Origin of the sequence: Candidatus Merdisoma sp. JLR.KK011, from assembly GCF_036941125.1 — a bacterium.
Lineage (GTDB): Bacteria > Bacillota > Clostridia > Lachnospirales > Lachnospiraceae > Laedolimicola.
In genome coordinates, this window is record NZ_JAYWSZ010000004.1 from 1835164 (window position 1) to 1856129 (window position 20966).

Annotated in this window: 17 protein-coding genes and 13 tRNA genes; 26 read left to right on the forward strand and 4 right to left on the reverse strand. The window is 50.4% G+C overall.

Annotated features, from left to right (window positions below; all coding sequences use genetic code 11):
• Positions 1 to 180: 180 nt before the first annotated feature.
• On the reverse strand, positions 181 to 1344 hold the full coding sequence (locus VV089_RS22670; RefSeq protein ID WP_334337503.1) for a sensor histidine kinase: 1164 nt from the start codon (positions 1342 to 1344) through the stop codon (positions 181 to 183).
• A 161-nt stretch (positions 1345 to 1505) separates the two neighbouring features.
• Entirely contained in the window at positions 1506 to 2240 is a 735-nt protein-coding gene (locus tag VV089_RS22675; protein WP_334337504.1) for a LytR/AlgR family response regulator transcription factor, read from the reverse strand.
• Between the two features lie 222 nt (positions 2241 to 2462).
• Here VV089_RS22675 and VV089_RS22680 point away from each other — a divergent pair, with 222 nt between their 5' ends.
• The 26 genes from VV089_RS22680 (at position 2463) to VV089_RS22805 (ending at position 19183) form a co-directional block, all read left to right on the forward strand.
• The gene (locus VV089_RS22680) at positions 2463 to 5411 is read left to right on the forward strand and encodes a hypothetical protein (protein ID WP_334337505.1); all 2949 of its coding nucleotides are present in this window, start codon (positions 2463 to 2465) and stop codon (positions 5409 to 5411) included.
• 1147 nt (positions 5412 to 6558) lie between these two features.
• Positions 6559 to 6780, forward strand: a complete 222-nt coding sequence (locus tag VV089_RS22685; protein WP_334337506.1) for a hypothetical protein — start codon at positions 6559 to 6561, stop codon at positions 6778 to 6780.
• A gap of 277 nt (positions 6781 to 7057) precedes the next feature.
• Entirely contained in the window at positions 7058 to 7408 is a 351-nt protein-coding gene (locus VV089_RS22690) for a PilZ domain-containing protein (RefSeq protein ID WP_172542862.1), read from the forward strand.
• Positions 7409 to 7682: 274 nt separating this feature from the next.
• A tRNA-Glu gene (locus tag VV089_RS22695) sits at positions 7683 to 7754 on the forward strand.
• Positions 7755 to 7768: 14 nt separating this feature from the next.
• Positions 7769 to 7842 (forward strand) — tRNA-Ile (locus VV089_RS22700).
• Between the two features lie 72 nt (positions 7843 to 7914).
• Positions 7915 to 7988 (forward strand) — tRNA-Asp (locus VV089_RS22705).
• Positions 7989 to 8015: 27 nt separating this feature from the next.
• A tRNA-Val gene (locus tag VV089_RS22710) sits at positions 8016 to 8088 on the forward strand.
• Positions 8089 to 8111: 23 nt separating this feature from the next.
• Positions 8112 to 8197, forward strand: a tRNA-Leu gene (locus VV089_RS22715).
• A 182-nt stretch (positions 8198 to 8379) separates the two neighbouring features.
• Positions 8380 to 8453 (forward strand) — tRNA-Arg (locus tag VV089_RS22720).
• A gap of 132 nt (positions 8454 to 8585) precedes the next feature.
• Positions 8586 to 9062, forward strand: coding sequence for a DUF1700 domain-containing protein (locus tag VV089_RS22725; protein ID WP_172542085.1), 477 nt, complete (start codon positions 8586 to 8588; stop codon positions 9060 to 9062).
• 147 nt (positions 9063 to 9209) lie between these two features.
• Entirely contained in the window at positions 9210 to 9356 is a 147-nt protein-coding gene (locus VV089_RS22730; RefSeq protein ID WP_172542086.1) for a hypothetical protein, read from the forward strand.
• A 146-nt stretch (positions 9357 to 9502) separates the two neighbouring features.
• Complete coding sequence (locus VV089_RS22735; protein ID WP_172542087.1) at positions 9503 to 9823, forward strand: rhodanese-like domain-containing protein; 321 nt, start codon at positions 9503 to 9505, stop codon at positions 9821 to 9823.
• 375 nt (positions 9824 to 10198) lie between these two features.
• The gene (locus VV089_RS22740) at positions 10199 to 11353 is read left to right on the forward strand and encodes a THUMP domain-containing class I SAM-dependent RNA methyltransferase (RefSeq protein ID WP_172542088.1); all 1155 of its coding nucleotides are present in this window, start codon (positions 10199 to 10201) and stop codon (positions 11351 to 11353) included.
• A complete protein-coding gene (locus VV089_RS22745; protein WP_334337507.1) occupies positions 11350 to 12723 on the forward strand; it encodes a lectin like domain-containing protein in 1374 nt (457 codons plus the stop codon). Before VV089_RS22740 ends, VV089_RS22745 begins: the two co-directional genes overlap by 4 nt.
• Positions 12724 to 12834: 111 nt before the next feature.
• Positions 12835 to 13437 (forward strand): XTP/dITP diphosphatase, encoded by a 603-nt coding sequence (locus tag VV089_RS22750; protein ID WP_334337508.1) that lies wholly within the window; start codon positions 12835 to 12837, stop codon positions 13435 to 13437.
• A 16-nt stretch (positions 13438 to 13453) separates the two neighbouring features.
• Positions 13454 to 13939 carry a metallophosphoesterase family protein gene (locus tag VV089_RS22755; protein WP_172542090.1) on the forward strand — a complete coding sequence of 162 codons (486 nt, stop codon included), beginning with the start codon at positions 13454 to 13456 and terminating at the stop codon, positions 13937 to 13939.
• Between the two features lie 69 nt (positions 13940 to 14008).
• Positions 14009 to 14083 (forward strand) — tRNA-Pro (locus VV089_RS22760).
• A 5-nt stretch (positions 14084 to 14088) separates the two neighbouring features.
• Positions 14089 to 14159 (forward strand) — tRNA-Gly (locus VV089_RS22765).
• A 55-nt stretch (positions 14160 to 14214) separates the two neighbouring features.
• Positions 14215 to 14288, forward strand: a tRNA-Arg gene (locus tag VV089_RS22770).
• Between the two features lie 22 nt (positions 14289 to 14310).
• Positions 14311 to 14384 (forward strand) — tRNA-His (locus VV089_RS22775).
• Positions 14385 to 14400: 16 nt separating this feature from the next.
• Positions 14401 to 14472 (forward strand) — tRNA-Gln (locus tag VV089_RS22780).
• A 40-nt stretch (positions 14473 to 14512) separates the two neighbouring features.
• Positions 14513 to 14585 (forward strand) — tRNA-Lys (locus VV089_RS22785).
• Between the two features lie 57 nt (positions 14586 to 14642).
• Positions 14643 to 14722, forward strand: a tRNA-Leu gene (locus VV089_RS22790).
• A 91-nt stretch (positions 14723 to 14813) separates the two neighbouring features.
• Positions 14814 to 16109: a hypothetical protein gene (locus tag VV089_RS22795; protein ID WP_334337509.1), complete on the forward strand. Its 1296-nt coding sequence runs from the start codon at positions 14814 to 14816 to the stop codon at positions 16107 to 16109.
• Positions 16090 to 18051, forward strand: coding sequence for a DUF6311 domain-containing protein (locus tag VV089_RS22800; protein WP_172544139.1), 1962 nt, complete (start codon positions 16090 to 16092; stop codon positions 18049 to 18051). The genes VV089_RS22795 and VV089_RS22800 overlap by 20 nt, the downstream gene beginning before the upstream one ends.
• Before the next feature lie 199 nt (positions 18052 to 18250).
• Positions 18251 to 19183, forward strand: a complete 933-nt coding sequence (locus VV089_RS22805) for an NAD(P)-dependent oxidoreductase (protein ID WP_334337510.1) — start codon at positions 18251 to 18253, stop codon at positions 19181 to 19183.
• 43 nt (positions 19184 to 19226) lie between these two features.
• Here the strand turns inward: VV089_RS22805 and VV089_RS22810 are convergent, their stop codons facing one another.
• Both VV089_RS22810 and VV089_RS22815 read right to left on the reverse strand, forming a co-directional pair.
• On the reverse strand, positions 19227 to 20018 hold the full coding sequence (locus VV089_RS22810; protein WP_172542554.1) for a glycosyltransferase family 2 protein: 792 nt from the start codon (positions 20016 to 20018) through the stop codon (positions 19227 to 19229).
• A 1-nt stretch (position 20019) separates the two neighbouring features.
• The gene (locus VV089_RS22815; RefSeq protein WP_334337511.1) at positions 20020 to 20853 is read right to left on the reverse strand and encodes a sugar phosphate isomerase/epimerase family protein; all 834 of its coding nucleotides are present in this window, start codon (positions 20851 to 20853) and stop codon (positions 20020 to 20022) included.
• Between the last annotated feature and the right edge of the window lie 113 nt (positions 20854 to 20966).

Here is a 20966-nt window from a genome sequence, read left to right on the forward strand (position 1 = left end):
CCATCAACATTGTGGGGGTTTCTGCCTTGTTTCAATATAAAACGAAGGTCAAAGAGTATATCCTATTTTTCTTTTTTTACAGAAAAATGGGCGAATTTTTTGGGCGAACAAGTGACAGGTCAAAAATCAATGGAGAACTTAGTTATAGACTGAAAGGTGGAAAGAGAGGGCCGGAAAACCTTACAGATTCAGCAGCACTTTAACATTAAACATCTGCTTCTCATGCTGAAGCCTTAGAACCCCATTGTATTTTTCTGCAATCATCTGCACAGATTTGAGTCCCTGTCCTTCCCCTTCGTGCTTTGAGGAAAGCAGCTTCCCTTTTTGTATGAGAAGTGTGCCTTCGTAAGGATTGCGGATTTGCAGGACAAGGATATGTTCTGCAGACTGGAGGACAGTTAAGGTAATGTGCCGCTGTTCTTCCTGGAGATGTCTGCAGCCGTCAATGGCATTTTCCAGAAGATTGCCCAGAAGCACACAGAAGTCAATATCCTCAATGGAACAGCGCTCCTTAAGCCGGATGCTCAATTGGATGGAGATGCCGGAAGCCTGGCAGATGGCGGTATAATGGTTCAATATGGCGTTGACCGCAGAAGAACTGCAGTAAAGAAGGGGCGTACCAGAGACACTGGAGATATATTGCTTGAGATATTGTTCCATCTCCGGATAGCTCTGGGTTTTCAGCATTTCTGCCAGGACTGTAAGCTGGTGGCGGAAGTCATGACGCAGGCGGCTGGTTTCCTGTACATGCGCCTGCAGCTTATGATATTGCTGTGCCTGTATTTCCAGATAAGCATTTTTTTGGAGCATGTTCTGCTGTTCTACCAGGGCATGGGCAGCCAGATAGAACATGGTATAGATCAGAAATATCATAACGAAGAGCATGGGAACCGTAATCACATACATCTCCAGAAGGCGTCCTAGATACATAAGGCTGTTGTCATAGGGAACAAAGACGAGAGCAAAGAGCGTAAAGCTCGCAGGGAGTATCCAGACAAGCCGCCACACCTGCTCCTCATGAAAATGATGTACCAGCCAGCCAAGGTGTTTTTTTGCCGGATAGAACAAGAGAAGTACCAAGAACCATCCGCAGGCAATCTGAATCAGAAGAGTATCCAGATGCGGCTCATCATACATGGCATCGGGGTACAGAAAGATATGGGCAATATGGTAACAGAGATAAGTGAAGCTGCCGATGAGACAAGCCGTCATAAAAACAAACCATAGATGAGAAGGCTCTAAATCCACTTCCTTCTGGTATAGATAAAAGAATATAACGATACAAAGCAGCATATTGAGAAATGTTCCAGACTGGGAGGGGAAGAAAAGGAAGACAAGAAACATAGCTGCCTCCACAGCGAAAAAAGCGGCCAAGACCTTACCCAGCAGCTTTGGGAGGGAACTTTTTCTATCCTGATATACGGGGATGAAGCAAAAGGCAATCAAAGGCGTGATCGATAGTGTGTTTCTGGTCAGCAGAGCAGCATTTCTTACGGCTTCTATCATTATGTCTCCTGTTTATTCAGTTTTTCAAACTGGTAATCATGAAAGGTCTGGATAATTTCCAGCCGGTCGCTTTTGCGGATGGGAAAGCGCTGCCCGTTTTCCATTACAAAGATTTCCCGATCTGTCTGTATGATAAAGTCCATATTTACCAGGACGCCCCGGTTACAGAGCAGAAAGTGGGCTTCGTTTTTCAGCATGGAGCAGAGGGAGGAAAAGGTCGTACGGTAACAGAGTTCTTCCCCCTGGGCCAGGGCGATTGAGGTATATTTATCCCGGGCAGTCAGGTATAGGATCTTGGAGAGAGGCAGGCGGATCTTCTGCTTTCCGCTGTAGAATTCCAGCAGCTTTGCCTGCAGACGCAGTTTTTTCCAGGCATCATCCAGGATTTCTGTCATTCGCCCATTGTCCAGGGCGTTTTTTTCTACATAATCAAAGCAGCCGTGTACCTTAACGGCACGCCAGATGTCTTCACTGCTGGTAGTGAGGAATACAACCAGAGCATCCATGTTCTGCCGGATGAGGCTTCTGGCTGTCTCAATCCCGTCTATCTGATCCATATAAATATCCATAAATACCAGATGAAAGCTCTCGAGGGAGCCTGCGGCCAGGAATGCTTCGCCGGAGGAATACCAGGTAATATGAAGCTCTGCCGTATGCTTCTGCTGGTAGTTTTTTAGAAATGAGGCCAGAAGCCTTGCATCCTGTCTGTTGTCTTCAACAATCGCAATATTCATTCTGCTTTCCGTTTCTCCCGAATTCGTCTGTCTTACTTCTGTTTTTATTTTAGCGCAATTAAAATATAAGATCTATGATAATTGATGGAAATTCACGACAAAAATCCGTGATTCACACCAAAAATGCCCACAGCACAAAAAAATATCATATAATACCGAAAAAAATAAGGCAGAACATCTGAGATATCTGAGACAAGACATGACAAGTATTAGGAGGCAGAAATGAAAAGAAAGAAACAGTTACAGAGAAAAATATTATTGTGGATTGCAGGAATGCTGCTTCTGCAGGGACCGCTGCCGGTTTTTGCGGCAGCAGTACCTTCCGGCCTGGAACAAAATACAGTGATGCCTTCCAATCTGGAACAGAATACCGCAACTCCTTCCAATCTGGAGCAGACTGCGGCAACCCCATCGAATGTAGAGCAGAAGCCGGAGGAAAAGCGGATAGTCCAGGGGAACATGCCTGCTGCACAGGCAGCAGTTTCGGATAAATCAAACGGATTGGAATTTTATTACGGCAGCCAGCTGCCTCTTGTAGAGACAGCCTATACGGCCGGAGGAGGTGAGATTGTCTGGAAACCTGTGGTGGAGGGAGGCCAGGCAGTCAGCGGAACGCTGATTTTGAAGGATGCTGTTATTGAGGGAAGCATCAAGATGCCGGTACCTGTCAGAATGGAATTGGAGGGCAGCAGCCGGATTACGACTGCATCCACAGGAGGGGCAGGAATTTATCTTGTATCACCCGATGGGGCTTCCTGCAATCTGGCCATTACCGGTTCCGGCTCCCTGGAAGTGAACGCCAGAACCGGAATTCAGCTAAGCGGAAGCCTTACTGTGGAGGAAACAACGCTTTTGGTGGATTATGGTTCAGGGGGCATGTCAGGAAACGGAATCTATACGCTTCAGGGCGATGTGGTGATTCGGGACAGCCGTGTAAGCATTAAAAGCAATACGGGGATTGGAAACAGCAGCGGAGCCATCTTCGCCTCTCAGTCCGGAGGCGGAAAAGTACGGATTGAGAACAGCCAGGTGACTGCCGTTAATGAGGCGGGGGCGGCTATCCATACCTATCAGACAATTGAACTCATATCCAGTGATGTAAGGGCAGTTGGAAATACAAATACAGATAATGCATCAGGCACCTTGAATCTTCAATATTTCCAGATGGATGGGGGAACGCTCTATGCAGAAAACCAGGGCACAGATCATGAAATTCCGCTTTTTCCTGTCAGTGAAGATCGTATAAAAGCGGTGAATAACGCTGTGATATATGGAGTCAGTGCAGATTTACGGCTCCCCTTCCAGGGGGACTGTGTCTGGTATGCAGGATGCAGTTATGAGGAGGCTTCCAGTGAGATTACCGTTGGAAGCGGCTATGTCTTTGGAAATGTAACCTGGAATGATAACATGCGTTTCGTTCCTGGAAAATCGATTTTTATCGGAAACTACAGCACAAAGGACACGACGCTTACCATTCCGGCAGGAGTTACGGTGGAGATACCTGCTGGAAGTAAGCTGAATGTCCGGTACAGCGATGATTACCAGACAAAAGGTTCGCTGCTTAACCAGGGAATTATAACTGTTGCGGATAAAGGAGGGCTGAGAAGCAATACTGGCGCTGTATTGTATAATCAGGGGACCCTGCAGATTCAGCAGGGAGGGGAATTGGAGAATTATTTCGGCTCCGTTTTTGAAAACCATGGAACGGTTGAGCTCCAGAAAGGAGGGAAGTTATATAATTATTACGACACCAAAAACAAAATCAGCGGTCTGATACAGAATTACGGCGAACTCAACATATCTGACGGCGCCGTGCTGCAGAATCAGAGCCGGCTGGAGAACAGCGGAACCATCAACACGGAGGGCGATTTTTCCACCATACTGCTCAGCAATTATGATGCTGTCATAATCAACACCGGAACCATCAACGGCTTTGTGATAGAGATGCATGATACCTCCTATGTCAATGAGGCAAATGGACGTACCGTCCTAAAGTCCGGCCAGACTCTGACACTGGGAGCCGGGGCTGCCAGCGGCCCAAGGAGCCGGACACTGCGGGTATCGGAAGGGGCGGAGCTTTACATAGAAACCGGGGCTGTGGTGGATGCCCGAACCCATGTAACAACGGATACGCTGAGGGATTACCTGGATTTGAAGGATTCCCTGGTAGTAGACGGCCTTCTTCTGCTCCCGGAGAAGCTTCCGGAAAAAGATCAGGCAGAGCTTCTGGAAAAAATCAGCGGAAAGGGCAAGGTACAGCTGGGAAACAGCGAGAGGTATATTGTAAGGGTTGATCTGGGAGAAAAGACGGAAACACAGCTGATAGAAGAAGACGGCTATGTAATCCTTCCGGTGGATCCTGTCCGGGACGGCTGTCTCTTCCGAGGCTGGTATGTGCGCAGGGCAGGGGACGGTGTCCTGGAGCCGTATGACCTTCAGAAGCCGGTAAAGGGTTCCATGGAGCTTGCAGCCAGGTGGACGGGAATCAACCAATGGACAGAGCCGCTGGTGGTGACAAACTGGATCTATGGATCCGCAGCCAGTGGGGCCAGTGCGGTTCCGAAATTCGGAGAAGTAAAGTACACCTACAGCAGCAGGCCGGACGGAGGCTTCACGGAGAAGGTTCCCATAAAAGCAGGGACTTGGTATGTAAGGGCAGAGGTGGAGGAGACAGAGGACTATACAGGGCTTACCGCAGAGGCTTTGATGTTCCGGATTGAGCCCAAGGCTTATGAGGAGGGCGGCACCATTACGATTTCCAGAGTGGGCAGTCCGGAGGATGTGAAAGAACTTGTGATTAAGGATGGGGAAGTAATTCTGCAGGAAGGAACCGACTACCAGGTGTCTGATATCCGGAATGGAAATATTGTCACGGTGACCATTACGCTGATGGGGAATTATACCGGAACGGCAGTCAGAAGCTACCTGCTTCCCAGCGGGCCCGGGGAAAATGATGCAGGCTCAGGGAATTCCCCAGGCACTGCAGAGAGGCCGGGGCCGGAAAACGGCGGGGAGTCCTCGCAGCTTCTGATGCAAAAAAGTGCCCAGACAGGGGATGGGGCGCCTGTCGGTTTTTGGGCATCGGCTTTGATTCTCTCCTTTGTTTTGACGGCGGTATTTGCATATAAAAATGGGATGGTGTTCCACGGCATGCTTTACAAAAAGAAATAAATCTCAAGTTTTTGCTCAATACGCTGTAGTTTTTCCATAGTTTGACAAAATGTTACAAATTTCCGGGCGATGCATAAAATATACTGAAAAAGTTATTTTTCAGTATATTTTCCAAAAAGGAAGTGTTTTTATGAATCAAAATAATTCATGCGATTGCAATCAGAATCAAGACCAAACCTCGTGCAGCCTCCGCGGTCCTATGGGACCCAAAGGCGACCAGGGACCGGCAGGCCCTCAGGGGATCAAAGGGGATATTGGTTGTCCCGGGCCTAAGGGGGACAGAGGGGAACCGGGTCCGATTGGCCCACAGGGTATTCCGGGCGTTCCCGGTGCAAGGGGGCCCAGAGGAAATACAGGGCCGGTAGGACCTACCGGAAATACAGGACCGAGAGGCTGCGACGGACCGAGAGGCTACGCTGGCCCTCAAGGTATTCAGGGAATTCAGGGGGTTCGTGGAGAGATGGGGCCGAAAGGTGATCCCGGCTGTGAAGGACCTAAAGGGGATATAGGTCCCGCGGGCCCGGCCGGACCTCAGGGGCCGGCCGGACCAGCTGGACCTCAGGGAGATGCCGGACCCCAGGGCCCTAGAGGCATTCCCGGTCCCACAGGGCCCACCGGTCCAATAGGAGACATGGGCCCGCAGGGCGTAACCGGTCCACAGGGCATCCAGGGTGAAATCGGCCCGATTGGAGCGACCGGACCGAAAGGGTGTCAGGGAGATGAAGGCCCAATCGGTGCTACAGGAGCGACCGGAGCCACTGGTCCAGCCGGAGCAGCCGGAGCGACCGGAGCCACTGGTCCAACCGGAGCCACCGGACCTACCGGAGCTACAGGACCAGCAGGTATAGGAGCAGGAGAAAAGATGCTCTTTTTTGCTTCAGAGGGTCTTGCTACGATGTCAACGATTCAGGGCGGTCTCTCAGGCATACCGGCTTTGGTTGGTTTTATCGCTAGCGGACAGGGGCCCTCGCCGTTAACCTCTACGATAAATATGGAAAATCTAACCGAATATTTTATTAGGTTTTACTTTACGGTTCCTTTCACAATTGAGATCCATAGCTTGATGGCTTTTTTCCACACCTATCCCTTGTCCCTTCAGACTACCTCTGCTATCACAATAAGAGCACAACTTTACGAGGCCAAGGAGATGAGCAATATATTTTCAGCTATTGAAGAAACGCTGGTTACCCTGACGCCCTCCGTTACGGAAGCAACGCCTTCCTGGGCTGAGCTGAGAGGCGAGGTTACGACGAACAGACTGGTAGAGAAGAACACAAAGCTGATGCTGGTATTTTCTGCAACGTCAAGCGGATCGGATCCGGTTGACGCAATCTTGGGATATGCAAAGGCAAGCCTGGTTTACACCTGATAGTTCAAGATATAAATCAACAAAAGCCATATGATGTATCCCGGAGGTTCTAATCAAAGAAACCTCCGGGATATTGCCATGTGACAGGAGGCTGCAGAGTCCTCGGATATGGGCGGCGGTGTACTGGCTCTTATTTTACCTGTATTACAGGTATACATGTCCTGGCTTAATTATTGCGGCAGTAAAAAATGGCAAACGGCATTCCACGGGAAGCTTTACAAAAGGAGATAAATGCGCTAAAATAAAGAAAAAGCTGCCGTGAAAGGAGAAACGGAGGATGCAGGAGAAAAGAAACAGCAGGCGTATGAGCTTGACAGCTAAATTATTGATTAAAAATATGCATGATACTTCCGATAAGCCGGAAGAGATCGAGATTGATGTGCTGGATGTGTCGAAGACAGGCGTAGGGTTTATCTGCAGCGCACCCTTAACCATCGGCGCAGTATACGAGACACTTTTGAAGATTTGGAATGACGACGAGATCCATGCATTTTTGAAGGTTGTCCGGATTGAGCAGACCAAGGATGAAAAGTATATGTGCGGAACAATTTTCATCGGGCTGCCGGAGATGAATGCAGCGCGGATAGAAGTATATGAGCTTATGACGCGGATACAGGGAGAAGAATAGGAGCCATGGAAGGCGCGGACGCACCCCATGTCTCTCTGACGGGAAGACAAATATAGAGAGATGCTTACAGGAAGGCTTGGCGCATCTTTTTATGTTTGTTTTCCTGCCATTCAAACGGCTGCGCAGGATATGACAGCCCGGAAACGGAACAGTCCGAAAACTCGATAAATACTCTAAAAAAATACTTGCCAAAACGGACAATCTGTGGTAACATCTAAGATGTCGCTAAGCTGGTAAGGTGTAAGCGGCATGCCCAAAGGGGCAAAAAGAACAAGGCTCCTTGGTCAAGCGGTTAAGACATCGCCCTTTCACGGCGGTAACACGGGTTCGATTCCCGTAGGAGTCATTTGACATTTACTTGGACCCATAGCTCAGTTGGTTAGAGCAACCGGCTCATAACCGGTCGGTCCTGGGTTCGAGTCCCCGTGGGTCCATTTTTTAAGCGAATCAGTGCATAAGAGTTTTACCAGATTCCTTGTATAGAGGGATACAGTACAGATGAATCTGGCCCGATGGCTCAGTTGGTTAGAGCGCCGCCCTGTCACGGCGGAGGTCGTGGGTTCGAGTCCCATTCGGGTCGTTTAAGCCGGATAAGGCTTTTATATGTGGGATCTTAGCTCAGCTGGGAGAGCATCTGCCTTACAAGCAGAGGGTCATAGGTTCGAGCCCTATAGGTCCCATTTTACAGAGCAATCTGTAGAATGCCGGCATGGCGGAACTGGCAGACGCACAGGACTTAAAATCCTGCGGGACTAATCTCCCGTACCGGTTCGATTCCGGTTGCCGGCAGTCAGAAGAAAAGCAGTTTTTCCAGGAAGGGGAACTGCTTTTTTATATGGAGCAGCAGAAAAAACCGCTATAGAACCCGTAGAAAAAATTTAGAAAAAAAGGTTGATTTCTCCTAAACTTTGTGCTATGATAATCAAGCAGCCAAAGAACAGGGAAGTACAAGCTGCGGTATTTATAGGTATGTGGGCGTAGCTCAGCTGGATAGAGCGTTTGGCTACGGACCAAAAGGTCGGGGGTTCGAATCCTCTCGCCCACGTTGATTTCAAAAGAGCAGGAAGCCTTAGAGAGAGGGCTCCTGCTTTTTTGTTAACCATTGACAGAAGAATTGAAACAGCGTAAAATCAATAAAAACAGTAAGGTAGCAAGTGAAGAGTACAGAGGAGATGACATGGACAGAAATGAATTTGTAAGTACATTACGGGCAGTGCTGACCGGAGAAGTGCCGGCCTCGGTGGTAGAAGATAATGTACGTTACTATGATTCTTATATTTCCCAGGAGATCGCAGGGGGGAAGAGTGAGCGGGAGGTTATGGAATCCCTTGGGGAGCCCCGGCTGATTGCCAAAACCATTATTGACACCAACGGCTCTTCGCAGGGACGGGAGACCTATGGAGGCTCCTATACCCAGAGCGAGCCGGAGAAGGGCTTTCATGCGGAGTTTAACGAGGACGGCGGCGTGGATCTGAAGTACCGGCAGTTCAATCTGAATACTTGGTACGGGCGGCTTTTGCTTCTGATCCTGGTGATTCTGATTCTGACGGTTGTCTTTACGATTGTGGGCGGAATCCTGTCGTGGGTTCTTCCCGTGCTGCTTCCGGTTCTTTTGATTGTATGGATTATTCGGTTTTTCTTCGGTGACAGATAGAATTTCTGCGACAGGAATTTTTTTCGGATTCCGGTGTGCGGAGCTGGTCGGTGCGCAGTTGAGATGGAAGAAACTGGAAAAATATTTCGCTGCATTTTTGCCATAATAAGAATGTAAAGCCTATAAAAATATCAGGAGGAAACGATTATGGCTAACAATGCAAACAACAGCAATAATGCAAACAACAGCAGCAATGCAAACAATTCCAGCAAGAATTCTTCCAACAGCTCCAAGAATGCAAGCTCTAAGAATTCCGGCAAGAATGCAAGCAATGCACAGGACTGCAACTACTAAGCAGCGGTAAAAAAGGAAGCGGATGCCTACGGCGTCCGCTTTTTTTGCCGGTATGCAAAAAAGCTTCGGGACAAAAGACTGTGAGGAACTTTTACGGAAAAGACGCATAAGATATTTTATATTACAATAGAATAAAAGGTGAAGGTATGGAGTTTGAAACCATTTCCCCACGGGAAATCGATGCCTATCTGTTCCGGGAAGGCTATGTGGTGATTGATCTGAGAGAGCCCAGGGAATTCAGAAAGCTTCATCTGAAAGGAGCAGTCTGCATTCCCTATGAACAGCTGGAAGAGGGAGTCCGTTTTTTGCGGAATCAGATACTGATACTTTACTGTGAAAGAGGAGGGACCAGTCTGATGGCGGCCAGGGAACTGAGTGAGAAGGGATACCGGGTGAAGACGATGATTGGCGGGATACAGGCTTATCAGGGGAGGAATAGTGAGAGTTATATTGGGGGAGGGACGTAACAGCCAGGCAGCTGCAGAACCGCCCCTCTGCTGTTTCCATATCCTGTGTTCGGACGGTTTGCGTACAGTCTGTCTGCTCTGTACGGACATTGCTTTTTTATGCTTGAAGCCGTATTGGTTTTGGGTAATGTCCGTCCATATCAGACAGTCTGTACGCGAACAGCCGGACACTGGATATTGGAAACAGCGGAGGGGCGGTTCTGCAGCTGCCTGGCTGTTGCTGGCGGATGGTGATGGAGGGGGATTTCCATGAGATAAAGATTGACAGGGGGGGAGGGGCATATTATTATAAATTATAAGGGTGTGGGGGGATTGGGTGAAGGCTGGCGGACGGACTTCGTCCGTTAAGGTATGATTTTTTGGATTGGAGATGGAATGGAAGTATTTGAGCTGATTGCTCCCTGCCATTTTGGGCTGGAGGCGGTGTTGAAAAGGGAGATACAGGATCTGGGGTATGAGGTTAGTCTGGTGGAGGACGGCAGGGTTACGTTTCTTGGAGATGCGGAAGGGATCTGTCAGGCGAATGTGTTTCTGCGCACGGCGGAGAGGGTGCTTCTGCAGGTGGGAAGGTTTAAGGCGGTTACCTTTGATGAGCTGTTTGAACAGATTAAGGCTCTTCCCTGGGAGCGGTATCTTCCGGCGGATGGGAGGTTCTGGGTGGCGAAGGCGACTTCGGTGAAGAGCCGGCTGTTTAGTCCTTCTGATATCCAGTCGATTGTGAAGAAGGCGGTGGTGGAGCGTTTGAAGACCCAGTACCGTGTAAGCTGGTTTCCGGAGGACGGGGCGGAATATCCCCTGCGCATTACTTTTTTAAAGGATGAGGCAGTGGTGGGGATTGATACCTCGGGCCTTTCCTTACATAAACGGGGATACCGTATACGATCCAGCAAGGCGCCGATTACAGAGACTCTGGCGGCGGCGCTGCTGATGCTGACGCCCTGGAAGGGGGATCGGATTCTGGTGGATCCCTTCTGCGGCTGTGGGACTTTTCCGATCGAGGCGGCTATGATGGCGGCTCATATGGCGCCTGGTATGAACCGGAGCTTTACGGCGGAGGCCTGGGCTAATCTGGTTCCGAAGAAGAACTGGTATGAGGCGGTTACGGAGGCGAATGATCTGCTGGATGATACGGCTGCTACGGATATACAGGGCTATGATATTGATCCGGCTATGGTAAAGGCGGCCAGAGAGAATGCGAGGGATGCGGGCGTGGATCACTTGATTCATTTTCAGGCCAGGCCGGTGAGCGGGCTGAGGCATCCGAAAAAATACGGCTTTGTCATTACAAATCCGCCCTATGGGGAGAGACTGGAGGAAAAATCGGCGCTGCCAGAGCTGTACCGGGAGATTGGGGAGGCTATGGCGCGGCTGGACAGCTGGTCTGTTTATCTGATTACGGGCTATGAGGAAGCGGAACGTTATATCGGAAAAAAGGCGGATAAGAACCGGAAGATCTATAACGGAATGTTAAAGACGTATTTTTATCAGTATCTGGGGCCGAAGCCCCCGGGAAGACGGCAGAGCTTATGAAGAAATTAATTGGAAGCGGTCTTCTGATTCTGGTTCTTACGGCCATCTGCGCTGTCGGGATTGATAAAGTGATGCCCCGTGAGGAAGACAAGTCTGTCCGGGCAGTGGTTAAAATCAGTCTGCCGGAACAGATTGAGGAAGAGTCAAAGCCTCTGCTCATTGACCGGACGAAAGAGACGGCAAAGCTTCCGGTATCCTATGACTACCGGCAGGAGGGGCGCGCGCCGAAGGTGAGGAACCAGGAACAGCTGGAGACCTGCTGGGCCTTTGCCTCGCTGACTGCCCTTGAGAGTACGCTGCTCCCGGAGGATGAGGCGGATTTTTCGAGAGATCATTTGTGCTTTCACAACAGCTTTGGCATGGGGCAGAATGACGGCGGATCTTATATTATGTCGGTGGCTTATCTGGCTGCCTGGCAGGGGCCTGTATATGAGGAGGACGATCCCTATGGGGACGGTATTTCTCCTATAGGCCTTTCGGCGGTGCGCCATGTACAGGAGGTGCGGATGCCGGCGGAAAAGGATTATGAGGCCGTGAAGCAGACCGTATACCTTCATGGAGGCGTGGAGAGCTCTCTCTATGTGGATTTTTCCGATCCCAGGGAACCCTCCGACTATTTCAACCGGGACAATTACAGTTATTATTATGAAGGGACGGAGATTCCCAATCACGATGTTGTCATTATCGGCTGGGACGATGAGTACCAGGCGGAAAATTTTATTGTGCAGGCTCCCGGAGACGGTGCGTTTATCTGTCAGAACAGCTGGGGGGCTGACTTTGGGGACGGGGGCATTTTCTACGTGTCCTATTATGACTCCAACATCGGGAAATATAACGCTGCGTTCACTAAGGTAGAGTACGAGGATAATTATGAGGTTTTGTATCAGTCGGATCTCTGCGGCTGGTGCGGCCAGGTGGGCTACAACACAGATACGGCCAGCTTTGCCAATGTGTACACGGCTTCCGGAGACCAGACTGTGGAGGCTCTTGGGTTTTATGCCACAGGAAACGATACGGAATACCGTCTGGCAGTAAAGACAGGTTACAGCCGGGAGGAAGAGCTTGCGGAAGTGGAGTATGTACAGGCAGGCTACCTCCAGTATCCTGGCTTCTACACCGTTCGGCTGGAAACGCCTGTAACCGTGAAGGCCGGAGAAAAATTTGCTGCGGTGGTGGAGATTATGACTCCGGACGCCATGTACCCTGTTGCAGTGGAATATGCTTCAGAGGAGCTGGGAGAAGCCGTAGACCTAAGCGACGGAGAAGGCTATATCAGCCCGGACAATCAGCACTGGGCCCGGGTGGAAGAGGAACAGGACAGCAATCTCTGCCTGAAGGTTTATGCGGATACTATAGAACAGGAACAGTAGTGTTGTTTGCAATGCACAAATCGATTTACAGACACAGAAGTCTGTGGCTGTAAATCGATTTTATACCAGTGTATTGCAAGCAACACTACGGAACTGGAATGGAGATAAGTGATGATAAATCAGATTATTTTTGCTACGGGAAATGAGGGAAAGATGAAGGAGATCCGGCTGATTCTGGAGGATCTGGGAGCAGAGATTCTTTCTCTTAAGGATGCCGGCATTGACATAGAGATTCAGGAGGACGGAAAGACCTTTGAAGAAAACGCAGTGATCAAAGCCAGGGAGGTTATGCGTGCCACAGGCGCGCTTGTGCTGGCGGATGATTCGGGGCTGGAGATTGATTATCTGAACGGAGAACCGGGGGTATATTCCGCCCGGTATCTGGGAGAGGATACCTCTTACCGGATAAAAAATCAGAATCTGATAGACCGGCTGGAGGGCGTGCCGGATGAGCAGCGCACGGCCCGTTTTGTCTGCGTCATAGCGGCGGCGTTTCCGGACGGAAGGATCATAACTGCCCGTGGCGCCATTGAGGGTATCATCGGCTATGAGGAGCGGGGAGAAGGCGGTTTTGGCTACGACCCCATCTTCTGGCTGCCGGAATACGGCTGCTCTACGGCGGAGCTGACGATGGAGAAAAAGAATGAGCTGAGCCACAGGGGAAAGGCGCTGCGTGAGATGAAGAATGAATTAAAAAAGGTTTTGGAAGCCTGAAGAGAGGAAAAACAGGATGAAGATATTGATTGTCAGCGATACCCACGGACGGGATACTGCATTAAAACATCTGCTGGAGCAGGTAAAGCCCATTGATATGCTCGTTCACTGCGGCGATGTGGAGGGCAGCGAGGATTATATCCGTTCCCTGGCCCAGTGCCCGGTTCATATGGTAGCCGGAAATAATGATTTTTTCTGTGATCTGCCCAAAGAAGAGGAGTTTCTTATCGGTAAGTACCGGGTACTGCTGACCCATGGACACTATTATTATATTACCATGGGCGCACAGATGATTAAGGAGGATGCAGCGGCCCGGGGCTTTGACATTGTGATGTTCGGCCACACCCACCGGCCTTACCTGGAGCAGGATAAGGGGATTGTGGTTCTGAATCCCGGAAGCCTTTCCTATCCCCGTCAGGAGGGCAGAAAGCCCAGTTATATGATAATGGAACTGGATCGGGAAGGGCAGGCACATTTTACGATCAATTATTTAAAAAAATGATTGACATTTAAAAAATGGTATAGTAAAATATAACATGCGTCACGAAAAGATTGTAGTGGTGAACAGCTTCGGGGTGTGGCTCAGCTTGGCTAGAGCGCCTGGTTTGGGACCAGGAGGTCGCAGGTTCGAATCCTGTCACCCCGATTGATGCGGGTGTAGTTCAATGGTAGAACACCAGCCTTCCAAGCTGGACACGTGGGTTCGATTCCCATCACCCGCTTACGCTTTGCACTTGGCGAGGCGCTTGGTATGCGGCAGAACTGGTATTGCCGTCTGTGTTCGTAGCTCAGCTGGATAGAGCAACGGCCTTCTAAGCCGTGGGTCGGGGGTTCGAATCCCTTCGAGCACATTTGCCATTACTTGGCACTATGGTGGGTATAGCGCAGTTGGTTAGCGCGCCAGATTGTGGCTCTGGAGGCCAAGGGTTCGAATCCCTTTATCCACCCTTGCGAAAGCAATTTTGGGCTATCGCCAAGCGGTAAGGCACAGGACTTTGACTCCTGCATTCGCTGGTTCAAATCCAGCTAGCCCAGTCAGGGCGATACAGGAGAGCTTCTGTGTTACGCTCAATATGGAGCATTAGCTCAGTCGGTAGAGCACTTGACTTTTAATCAAGTTGTCCGGGGTTCGAATCCCCGATGCTTCATGGACAGGCCGTAAGCAACGATAGGTTGGCTTACGGCCTTATTTTTCTATACAGTAAGCGGATATGGCGGAATTGGCAGACGCGCTGGATTTAGGTTCCAGTGGGAGACCGTGCAGGTTCGAGTCCTGTTATCCGCATTATGGAGAAACCAGGGAGGGTTTGCTGTCTTATTTTGCAGCAAACCCTCTTGGCAGATTGGGAATGTAAGGATAGAGCGGGGATAAGCGTATGAGGATAGAAAAAAGAGTAAAGTGTGTGCTGCTGGCTGTTCTGGCCTGTGCTGCGTTTTTGTTTCTTGCGGAGCATTTTTTCTGCGACCGCTGGGGACTGCAGCAGTATGATTCCATGTGGACGAAGTGGCAGCTGGATTCCGAGGAGTGGGTCGTAGAGAAGGTCATTGACGCCAGGATCAACGGGATCGGGAATTACAATGGCATGATGGTGGAGTATCAGCAGCAGATCGGCTTTGCAGGCATGCTGTTTTCGGTGGTGGATAAGCTGGTGGATCACAATGCGGAGTTTACGGATCCCATTCCGAAGGACGTGATGGCCGGCCTTAATGTGCTGATATTTTCGGCATTGTTTTTTGTCCTTTTGTACTGGCTGTACCGGGAATCGGGGCTGTGGACGGCCGGGGTTGTGTATGTGACGCTGCTTTTTACCAACTGGACGGCCTATAGCGTGCGGAATATTTACTGGGTTACCTGGACGATGCTGCTGCCTATGATTGCGCTGCTGGCGCTGATGATGTGGGAGCAGAGGTATGGAAAGCAAAAAGATGTATGGCTGTTTGCCCTGTCTTTTGGGACGATCTTTCTTCGAAGCGCCTGCGGCTATGAGTTTATCAGCTGTGTTATGGTGGCGCTGGAGCTGCCGCTTATCTACTATGCGGTGAAGGAAGCCTGGGAGCTTCGCCTGTATCTGAAACGGGCCCTTATCGCTGGGATTGGAGCAATTACGGGTTTTTTGGGAGCGCTGTTTGTGAATCTGGCTCTGATGGCCGGGCTTAGAGGCTGGAAGGAAGCCGTGGAGTATATGATTTTTATCAGCGCCAGGCGCACGGGATACGTGACTTTGGACAGCTTTGATCCGGATGTGATAGAAGCCTTTGATATGCCCCTTTTTGATGTGTTTAAGCTGTACTGGGGAGGGGACGGGGATGTGCCTCTTTTTGGCAGCAGCTATCATCTGAGTCTTTTGATACCGCTCTTTTTCATTCCGGCCCTTCTTATGCTGACTGCATTGCTGGTCAAGGAGAAAAAGCGCAGAAGCGTTACAGGGCTTCGGTTCCAGATGGAGACGGAGGAGCGCAAAACCCTTGGGATGATTTTGGTGATGATGGTATCCTTTCTGGGGCCGGCCTCCTGGCTGGTGCTGGCAAAGGGACATGCCGTTCATCATCCCCATATTGATTATATCATTTTCTGCCTTCCCTTTACCATGATGGGGTTTGCAGCTTTGGCGCAGATTGTGAAATACCAGGCAATGCAGGTGAGGGACAGATATGCTGAGAAAAAGAAGTAAGTATGTTGTTTATGCAGTGATAGGCGCGGCGGCTTTCCTTCTGATTTACGGGACGGATGCCCTTCATGTGACCTTTGACTGGTGGATTTTAAATGGTTATATTGAGGATGATATTATTCAGCACTATGCAGGGTGGATGGCTTTTCGGGCCTCGGACTGGAGCTTTCCCCTTGGCCTGGCCGGGAATCTGGGCTATCCGGAGGGGATTGCGATTACCTTTACAGACTCGCTTCCTCTGGTGTCAATCTTTTTTAAATGCCTGTCCGGAATCCTTCCGCAGACCTTTCAGTTTTTCGGGCTGTATGTGCTGTTCTGCTTTATGATGCAGGGCCTTTTTGCCGGGCTGCTTATGGAAAGCTTTACCAAAAAGAAGTGGGGCATTTATGGAGCGGTTGTCTTGTTTGTATGTTCACCCATACTGGTGGAACGAGCCTTCCGTCACACGGCGCTGGCTTCCCAGTGGCTGATACTGGCGGCTCTGTACCTGTATTTTCAGTCAAAGAAAAGCGGAAAACTGCCCTGGGGCTTTCTGGCCCTTCAGGTCTTGTGCGTGGGGCTGCATCCCTACTTTGTTCCTATGGTATGCGGAATACTGGCGGCCTGGACGCTGGAGCGCCTGTGCAAGGGAAAAGAGGGGGAATGGAAAAGGACAGCGGCATTTTTCATGGGAAATCTGGCTGTAGTCCTGCTCGCCGGCTATGGAATCGGCGTGTTTGGCAGCGGAGTGTCGGGCACGGCGGGCGGCTTCGGATACTATTCCATGAATCTCAATGCCCTCTGGAATCCTGTGAGCATCGGGGTAGAAAGCTGGTCGGCCCTTCTGCCGGGACTTTCCCAGACGGCAGGCAACTACGACGGCTTTAATTATCTGGGTATGGGCGTACTGCTGTTTGGAGCTTTTGGGCTTGGCAGGCTGGCGGTAGGCCTGGTGAGAGAGAAGCGGCTGAGAGAATTCTTAGGACAGTATAGGGGGCTGCTTCTCTTCCTGGGTTTTTGTGTGCTTTTTGCGTGGAGCAATGTGATTACGCTGAACGGGACGACGCTTTTTACCATTCCGCTTCCGGAAAAAGTACAGGAGCTCTGTTCCGTTTTCCGGGCCAGCGGACGGATGTTCTGGCCGGTTTATGAGCTTTTGTTTCTTCTGGCCTGCTTGACGGCGATCCGGCTTCCAAAAAGGATTGGAATAGGGGCCATGGCAGTTCTTTTGACGCTTCAGCTATACGATCTGTCGCCGGCCCTGATAGAAAAACACGGCTCCATAGATGCAGCCCATATAGAACCGGGCAGCTACCGGGCGGACTTTTTCCTGTCTGAGGACTGGAGCCAGCTTCTGGAAGCATATGACCGGGTAGAGCTGCTGAATTATCACCATGATTATAGTTTGGCTGCCCTCCTTATGAAGCACGGCGTGAAGTCCAATATTCTTCCGGCCAACCGGGGAGATTTTGACAGGGCCAAGGAACGGTGCCGGGAAATGACCCTTGCCCTTTATGAAGGGCAGAGAATGGAGGAAGGCGTACTGTACCTGGCCAAGGATCCCATTCTGGCAGAGCAGCTTTCCTGGAACCTTCACGAGGATCTGGCGGCCTATAAGCTGGGAGGATATACAGCCTTTGGCCGGCGGAAGGAAGCTGTGACAGCAGAAGAAGCCCATTTCTCCCAGAAACCGGGACATTTTTCCGCTATTGAGGAAGGAAGCCCGGACTGGATGTACCTAAGAGGGGCAAAGGAGAATGAAATCCTGCTTCCGGCCACTACGGTACTGGAATGGGAGCTGTCCCGGGCAGAGGCCCTGAGCCTTGGGGGAGAACGGGCGGAGATTGCAGGAACAGAGCTTTACTCCAATGAAAATATCCGGAATTATTTTTATGTACAGTGCGAAGGCATAGAAGACATGGAAAAATGGGAGCATGCGGCGGATATAGAGCTTATCTGCCCTTAGGGATACTTTGGAAAAGTCCAGCTAAGAAATGTCAAGTATTTATTAGAAAAATTTTTGCTGGACGGTAAAGCTGCAAAGGCGCACGAGAGGAACTTTTATGAGTGCTTTTTCGAATAAAAGTTTCTCTCATTACCGGTGTGTCGAAGCAGCTTTACCCTTTAGAGCTGTCGCGCAGCGACTTAGAATAGGAGAGAAGACTATGAGAACAGCCCTGGTAGGATATACAGGCTTTGTAGGATCGAATCTGGCTTCGGCCTATGAATTTACACATCTTTATCATTCGAAAAATATTGAGCAGGCCTATGGAACGGAGCCGGATCTTCTGGTTTATGCCGGAGTCCGGGCAGAGAAGTTTCTGGCAAACCGGGAGCCGGAACGGGATCTTAAGACCATAAAGGAGGCATTTTCCAATATACAGCGGATACGTCCGGGGAAGCTGGTGCTGATCTCCACCATTGACGTGTATAAGACGCCGGTTCTGACAGACGAAAAAACGGAGATTGAGACAGAGGGGCTGGAGCCTTACGGCAGGAACCGGTATCTGCTGGAGCAGCAGGTGAGGAAGGCGTATCCGGATGCGCTGATCTTAAGGCTTCCCGGCCTCTATGGGAAAAATATTAAGAAAAACTTTATTTATGATTTTATCCATGTGATTCCCTCCATGCTGAAGGAGGAAAAATACCAGGAGCTTACGGCAGGCGGCGCTTTTCTGGACGACTATTATAAAAAGCAGGACAACGGCTTTTATAAATGCCGTCCCCTGGCGGCGGAGGAAGAGCAGCTTTTGAAGGACTGGTTCCGAAAGGCGGGATTTTCGGCTTTGAACTTTACAGACAGCCGCAGCGTCTTCCAGTTTTATCCCCTGTCCATGCTGTGGGGGCATCTAAAAAAAGCCCTGGAGCTTCATCTGCCCCTGGTAAACCTTGCAACAGAGCCTATAGAGACGGGTGAGCTTTACTTCCATCTGACCGGGGAGCCCTTTGTAAACGAGCTGGCATCCAGGCCCGCGGCTTACGACTACCGGAGCCTGTATGCCAGGGAAATGGGCGGGGCAGAGGGATATCTTCTGAAAAAAGAATTTGTGATGGAAGATATCAAAAAATTTGTGCAAGGGCAGTGCGGCATTCGGTAAATAGGGGCAGAGGGAAATAAGGAGGGGTCCTATAACAAAAATCTTACGGATGATACCCTCCGGCCAAATTTTTGAATAAGATTTTCAATAAATCAGCATTCCCTTTAAAAAAACTGATTTTCGTAGGCGTCTTCTGTCCTTTGGGATAAGCCCTGGTCACAGGCACCTCGCAAGTACGCAGCCCAAGCTGGGAGGCACGCACGGAAAGGTAGGCCAACAGCTCATAGCCCATAAAAACATCCCGGAACGGCTGCACCTGCGGATGAGAGAGGTAGGCCCGGGAGTAAGCCCGGAAGGCGTTGGTCGTATCGGTAAAACGCTTCCGTGCCGTCAGAGAAATAATGGGAGCGTGAAGCAGCACAACAGAGACATGCCGGACAAAAGGAGTGCGCACGGCATGTCCGCCCTTGATAAACCGGGAGCCCTGGATAAAGTCATAGCCCTGTTCCAGTTTTTCAATAAACCGGGGAATATCCTCGATACTGTCCTTATTGTTGCCGTCCACCGTGAGAATTCCCTTGTAGCCTCTCTTAAGGGCCCACCACAGTCCCATACGGAGCTGCGCTCCCTGTTTTCCGGTATCCTCCTTCACCAGAAGCGTATTGACGCCGAGGGAGCAGAGGAGGCCCTCTTCCGTGGAGCCGTCTGTGGAGCCGCCGTCACAGAGAATGATATCTACAAGCTCAGGGATACCGTGTCTCTTCGCTCTTTTAAGCTCTTTCTGAATGCGTCCGTCCTCATTGATAACCGGGATACAGACACAGTAATCCGACTTTCTGGGGGCGAATTCTTCTGCCCGGAAACGGGGAACCCCCTTCTGCTTTTCATAAATCATATTACGAATTCCTCCCTTCACAGATCCAGCCCATCACTTCAAAAAGCCGCTCCCTGGAATCCAGGCAGGCCATTTCAATAGATAGAAAGCCCTTCCACGTATGCTCCTTCCAGGCCTTGCGGACGAGATCCGTCAGACTGCGGTAAATGTCCCTGTGGCTTTCGGTAAGACAGACAAGGCCGGGCTCGCTGATATGAATGTGCCGAATCAGAGGAAGCTGCGCCGGAAGCATCTCTAGGGATTCCTTGTTTTCCAGGATGGTCCCCAGATCCAGATTGACAGCGATGCCTTCCCGGTCAGACGGAGCGGAGAGGGAAGCGCGTATCTTCTCTGTCAGAGCACAGGCTTCCTCCGTGGTGTTGATAAAGTTCGTGTAATAGAGAGGCGGATTTGGCTCTATGGAAAATGTGGCGCGGCATTCCGCCGCATAAGCAGCTGTCTTTTGGAAAAATTCCAGAACAGGCCCAAGGTCTGCGCCTTCAGGCCGCCGGCGGTTCCGGGGACAGCCGAAAACCAGATTGGGGCAGGAGAGCGCCTCTGCAAAATCAATGGCCTGCCGGGTGTAGTCCAGCAATTTTTCCCGTTCTTCTCTGCTCCCGAACAGAGACTCTGTGCGTCCGTACCAGATGGACTGCATGGAACAGACGGAAAGCCCGTAATGTTCCTTTAACTGCCGTGCGAAAGCCCGGGCTTCCTTAAGATGGGTGTAGGGCGATTCGGGGAAAATGCGCGTGGGGGCAATTTCCAGACCAGTATAGCCCATTTTTTCCATGGCAGCGTAAACAGACGCATCCTGTTCCGGCTTCCAGGCAATATTAGAAATAGATAAGTTCATGGATTGGTTCCTTTCTCAGATCTGCCCGAAGGGTGTTTCTTTGAATTAACATATACCTTAACGGACGAAGTCTGCCAGCCCCAAAGGGGCATGTATTAATGGGGTACCCGCAG

Bases quoted from the DNA above. Each gene is read 5' to 3' on its own strand.
- VV089_RS22670 (WP_334337503.1), bottom strand. From the start codon at position 1,344: ATGTTTCTTGTCTTCCTTTTCTTCCCCTCCCAGTCTGGAACATTTCTC.
- VV089_RS22675 (WP_334337504.1), bottom strand. From the start codon at position 2,240: ATGAATATTGCGATTGTTGAAGACAACAGACAGGATGCAAGGCTTCTG.
- VV089_RS22680 (WP_334337505.1), top strand. From the start codon at position 2,463: ATGAAAAGAAAGAAACAGTTACAGAGAAAAATATTATTGTGGATTGCA.
- VV089_RS22685 (WP_334337506.1), top strand. From the start codon at position 6,559: ATGAGCAATATATTTTCAGCTATTGAAGAAACGCTGGTTACCCTGACG.
- VV089_RS22690 (WP_172542862.1), top strand. From the start codon at position 7,058: ATGCAGGAGAAAAGAAACAGCAGGCGTATGAGCTTGACAGCTAAATTA.
- VV089_RS22725 (WP_172542085.1), top strand. From the start codon at position 8,586: ATGGACAGAAATGAATTTGTAAGTACATTACGGGCAGTGCTGACCGGA.
- VV089_RS22730 (WP_172542086.1), top strand. From the start codon at position 9,210: ATGGCTAACAATGCAAACAACAGCAATAATGCAAACAACAGCAGCAAT.
- VV089_RS22735 (WP_172542087.1), top strand. From the start codon at position 9,503: ATGGAGTTTGAAACCATTTCCCCACGGGAAATCGATGCCTATCTGTTC.
- VV089_RS22740 (WP_172542088.1), top strand. From the start codon at position 10,199: ATGGAAGTATTTGAGCTGATTGCTCCCTGCCATTTTGGGCTGGAGGCG.
- VV089_RS22745 (WP_334337507.1), top strand. From the start codon at position 11,350: ATGAAGAAATTAATTGGAAGCGGTCTTCTGATTCTGGTTCTTACGGCC.
- VV089_RS22750 (WP_334337508.1), top strand. From the start codon at position 12,835: ATGATAAATCAGATTATTTTTGCTACGGGAAATGAGGGAAAGATGAAG.
- VV089_RS22755 (WP_172542090.1), top strand. From the start codon at position 13,454: ATGAAGATATTGATTGTCAGCGATACCCACGGACGGGATACTGCATTA.
- VV089_RS22795 (WP_334337509.1), top strand. From the start codon at position 14,814: ATGAGGATAGAAAAAAGAGTAAAGTGTGTGCTGCTGGCTGTTCTGGCC.
- VV089_RS22800 (WP_172544139.1), top strand. From the start codon at position 16,090: ATGCTGAGAAAAAGAAGTAAGTATGTTGTTTATGCAGTGATAGGCGCG.
- VV089_RS22805 (WP_334337510.1), top strand. From the start codon at position 18,251: ATGAGAACAGCCCTGGTAGGATATACAGGCTTTGTAGGATCGAATCTG.
- VV089_RS22810 (WP_172542554.1), bottom strand. From the start codon at position 20,018: ATGATTTATGAAAAGCAGAAGGGGGTTCCCCGTTTCCGGGCAGAAGAA.
- VV089_RS22815 (WP_334337511.1), bottom strand. From the start codon at position 20,853: ATGAACTTATCTATTTCTAATATTGCCTGGAAGCCGGAACAGGATGCG.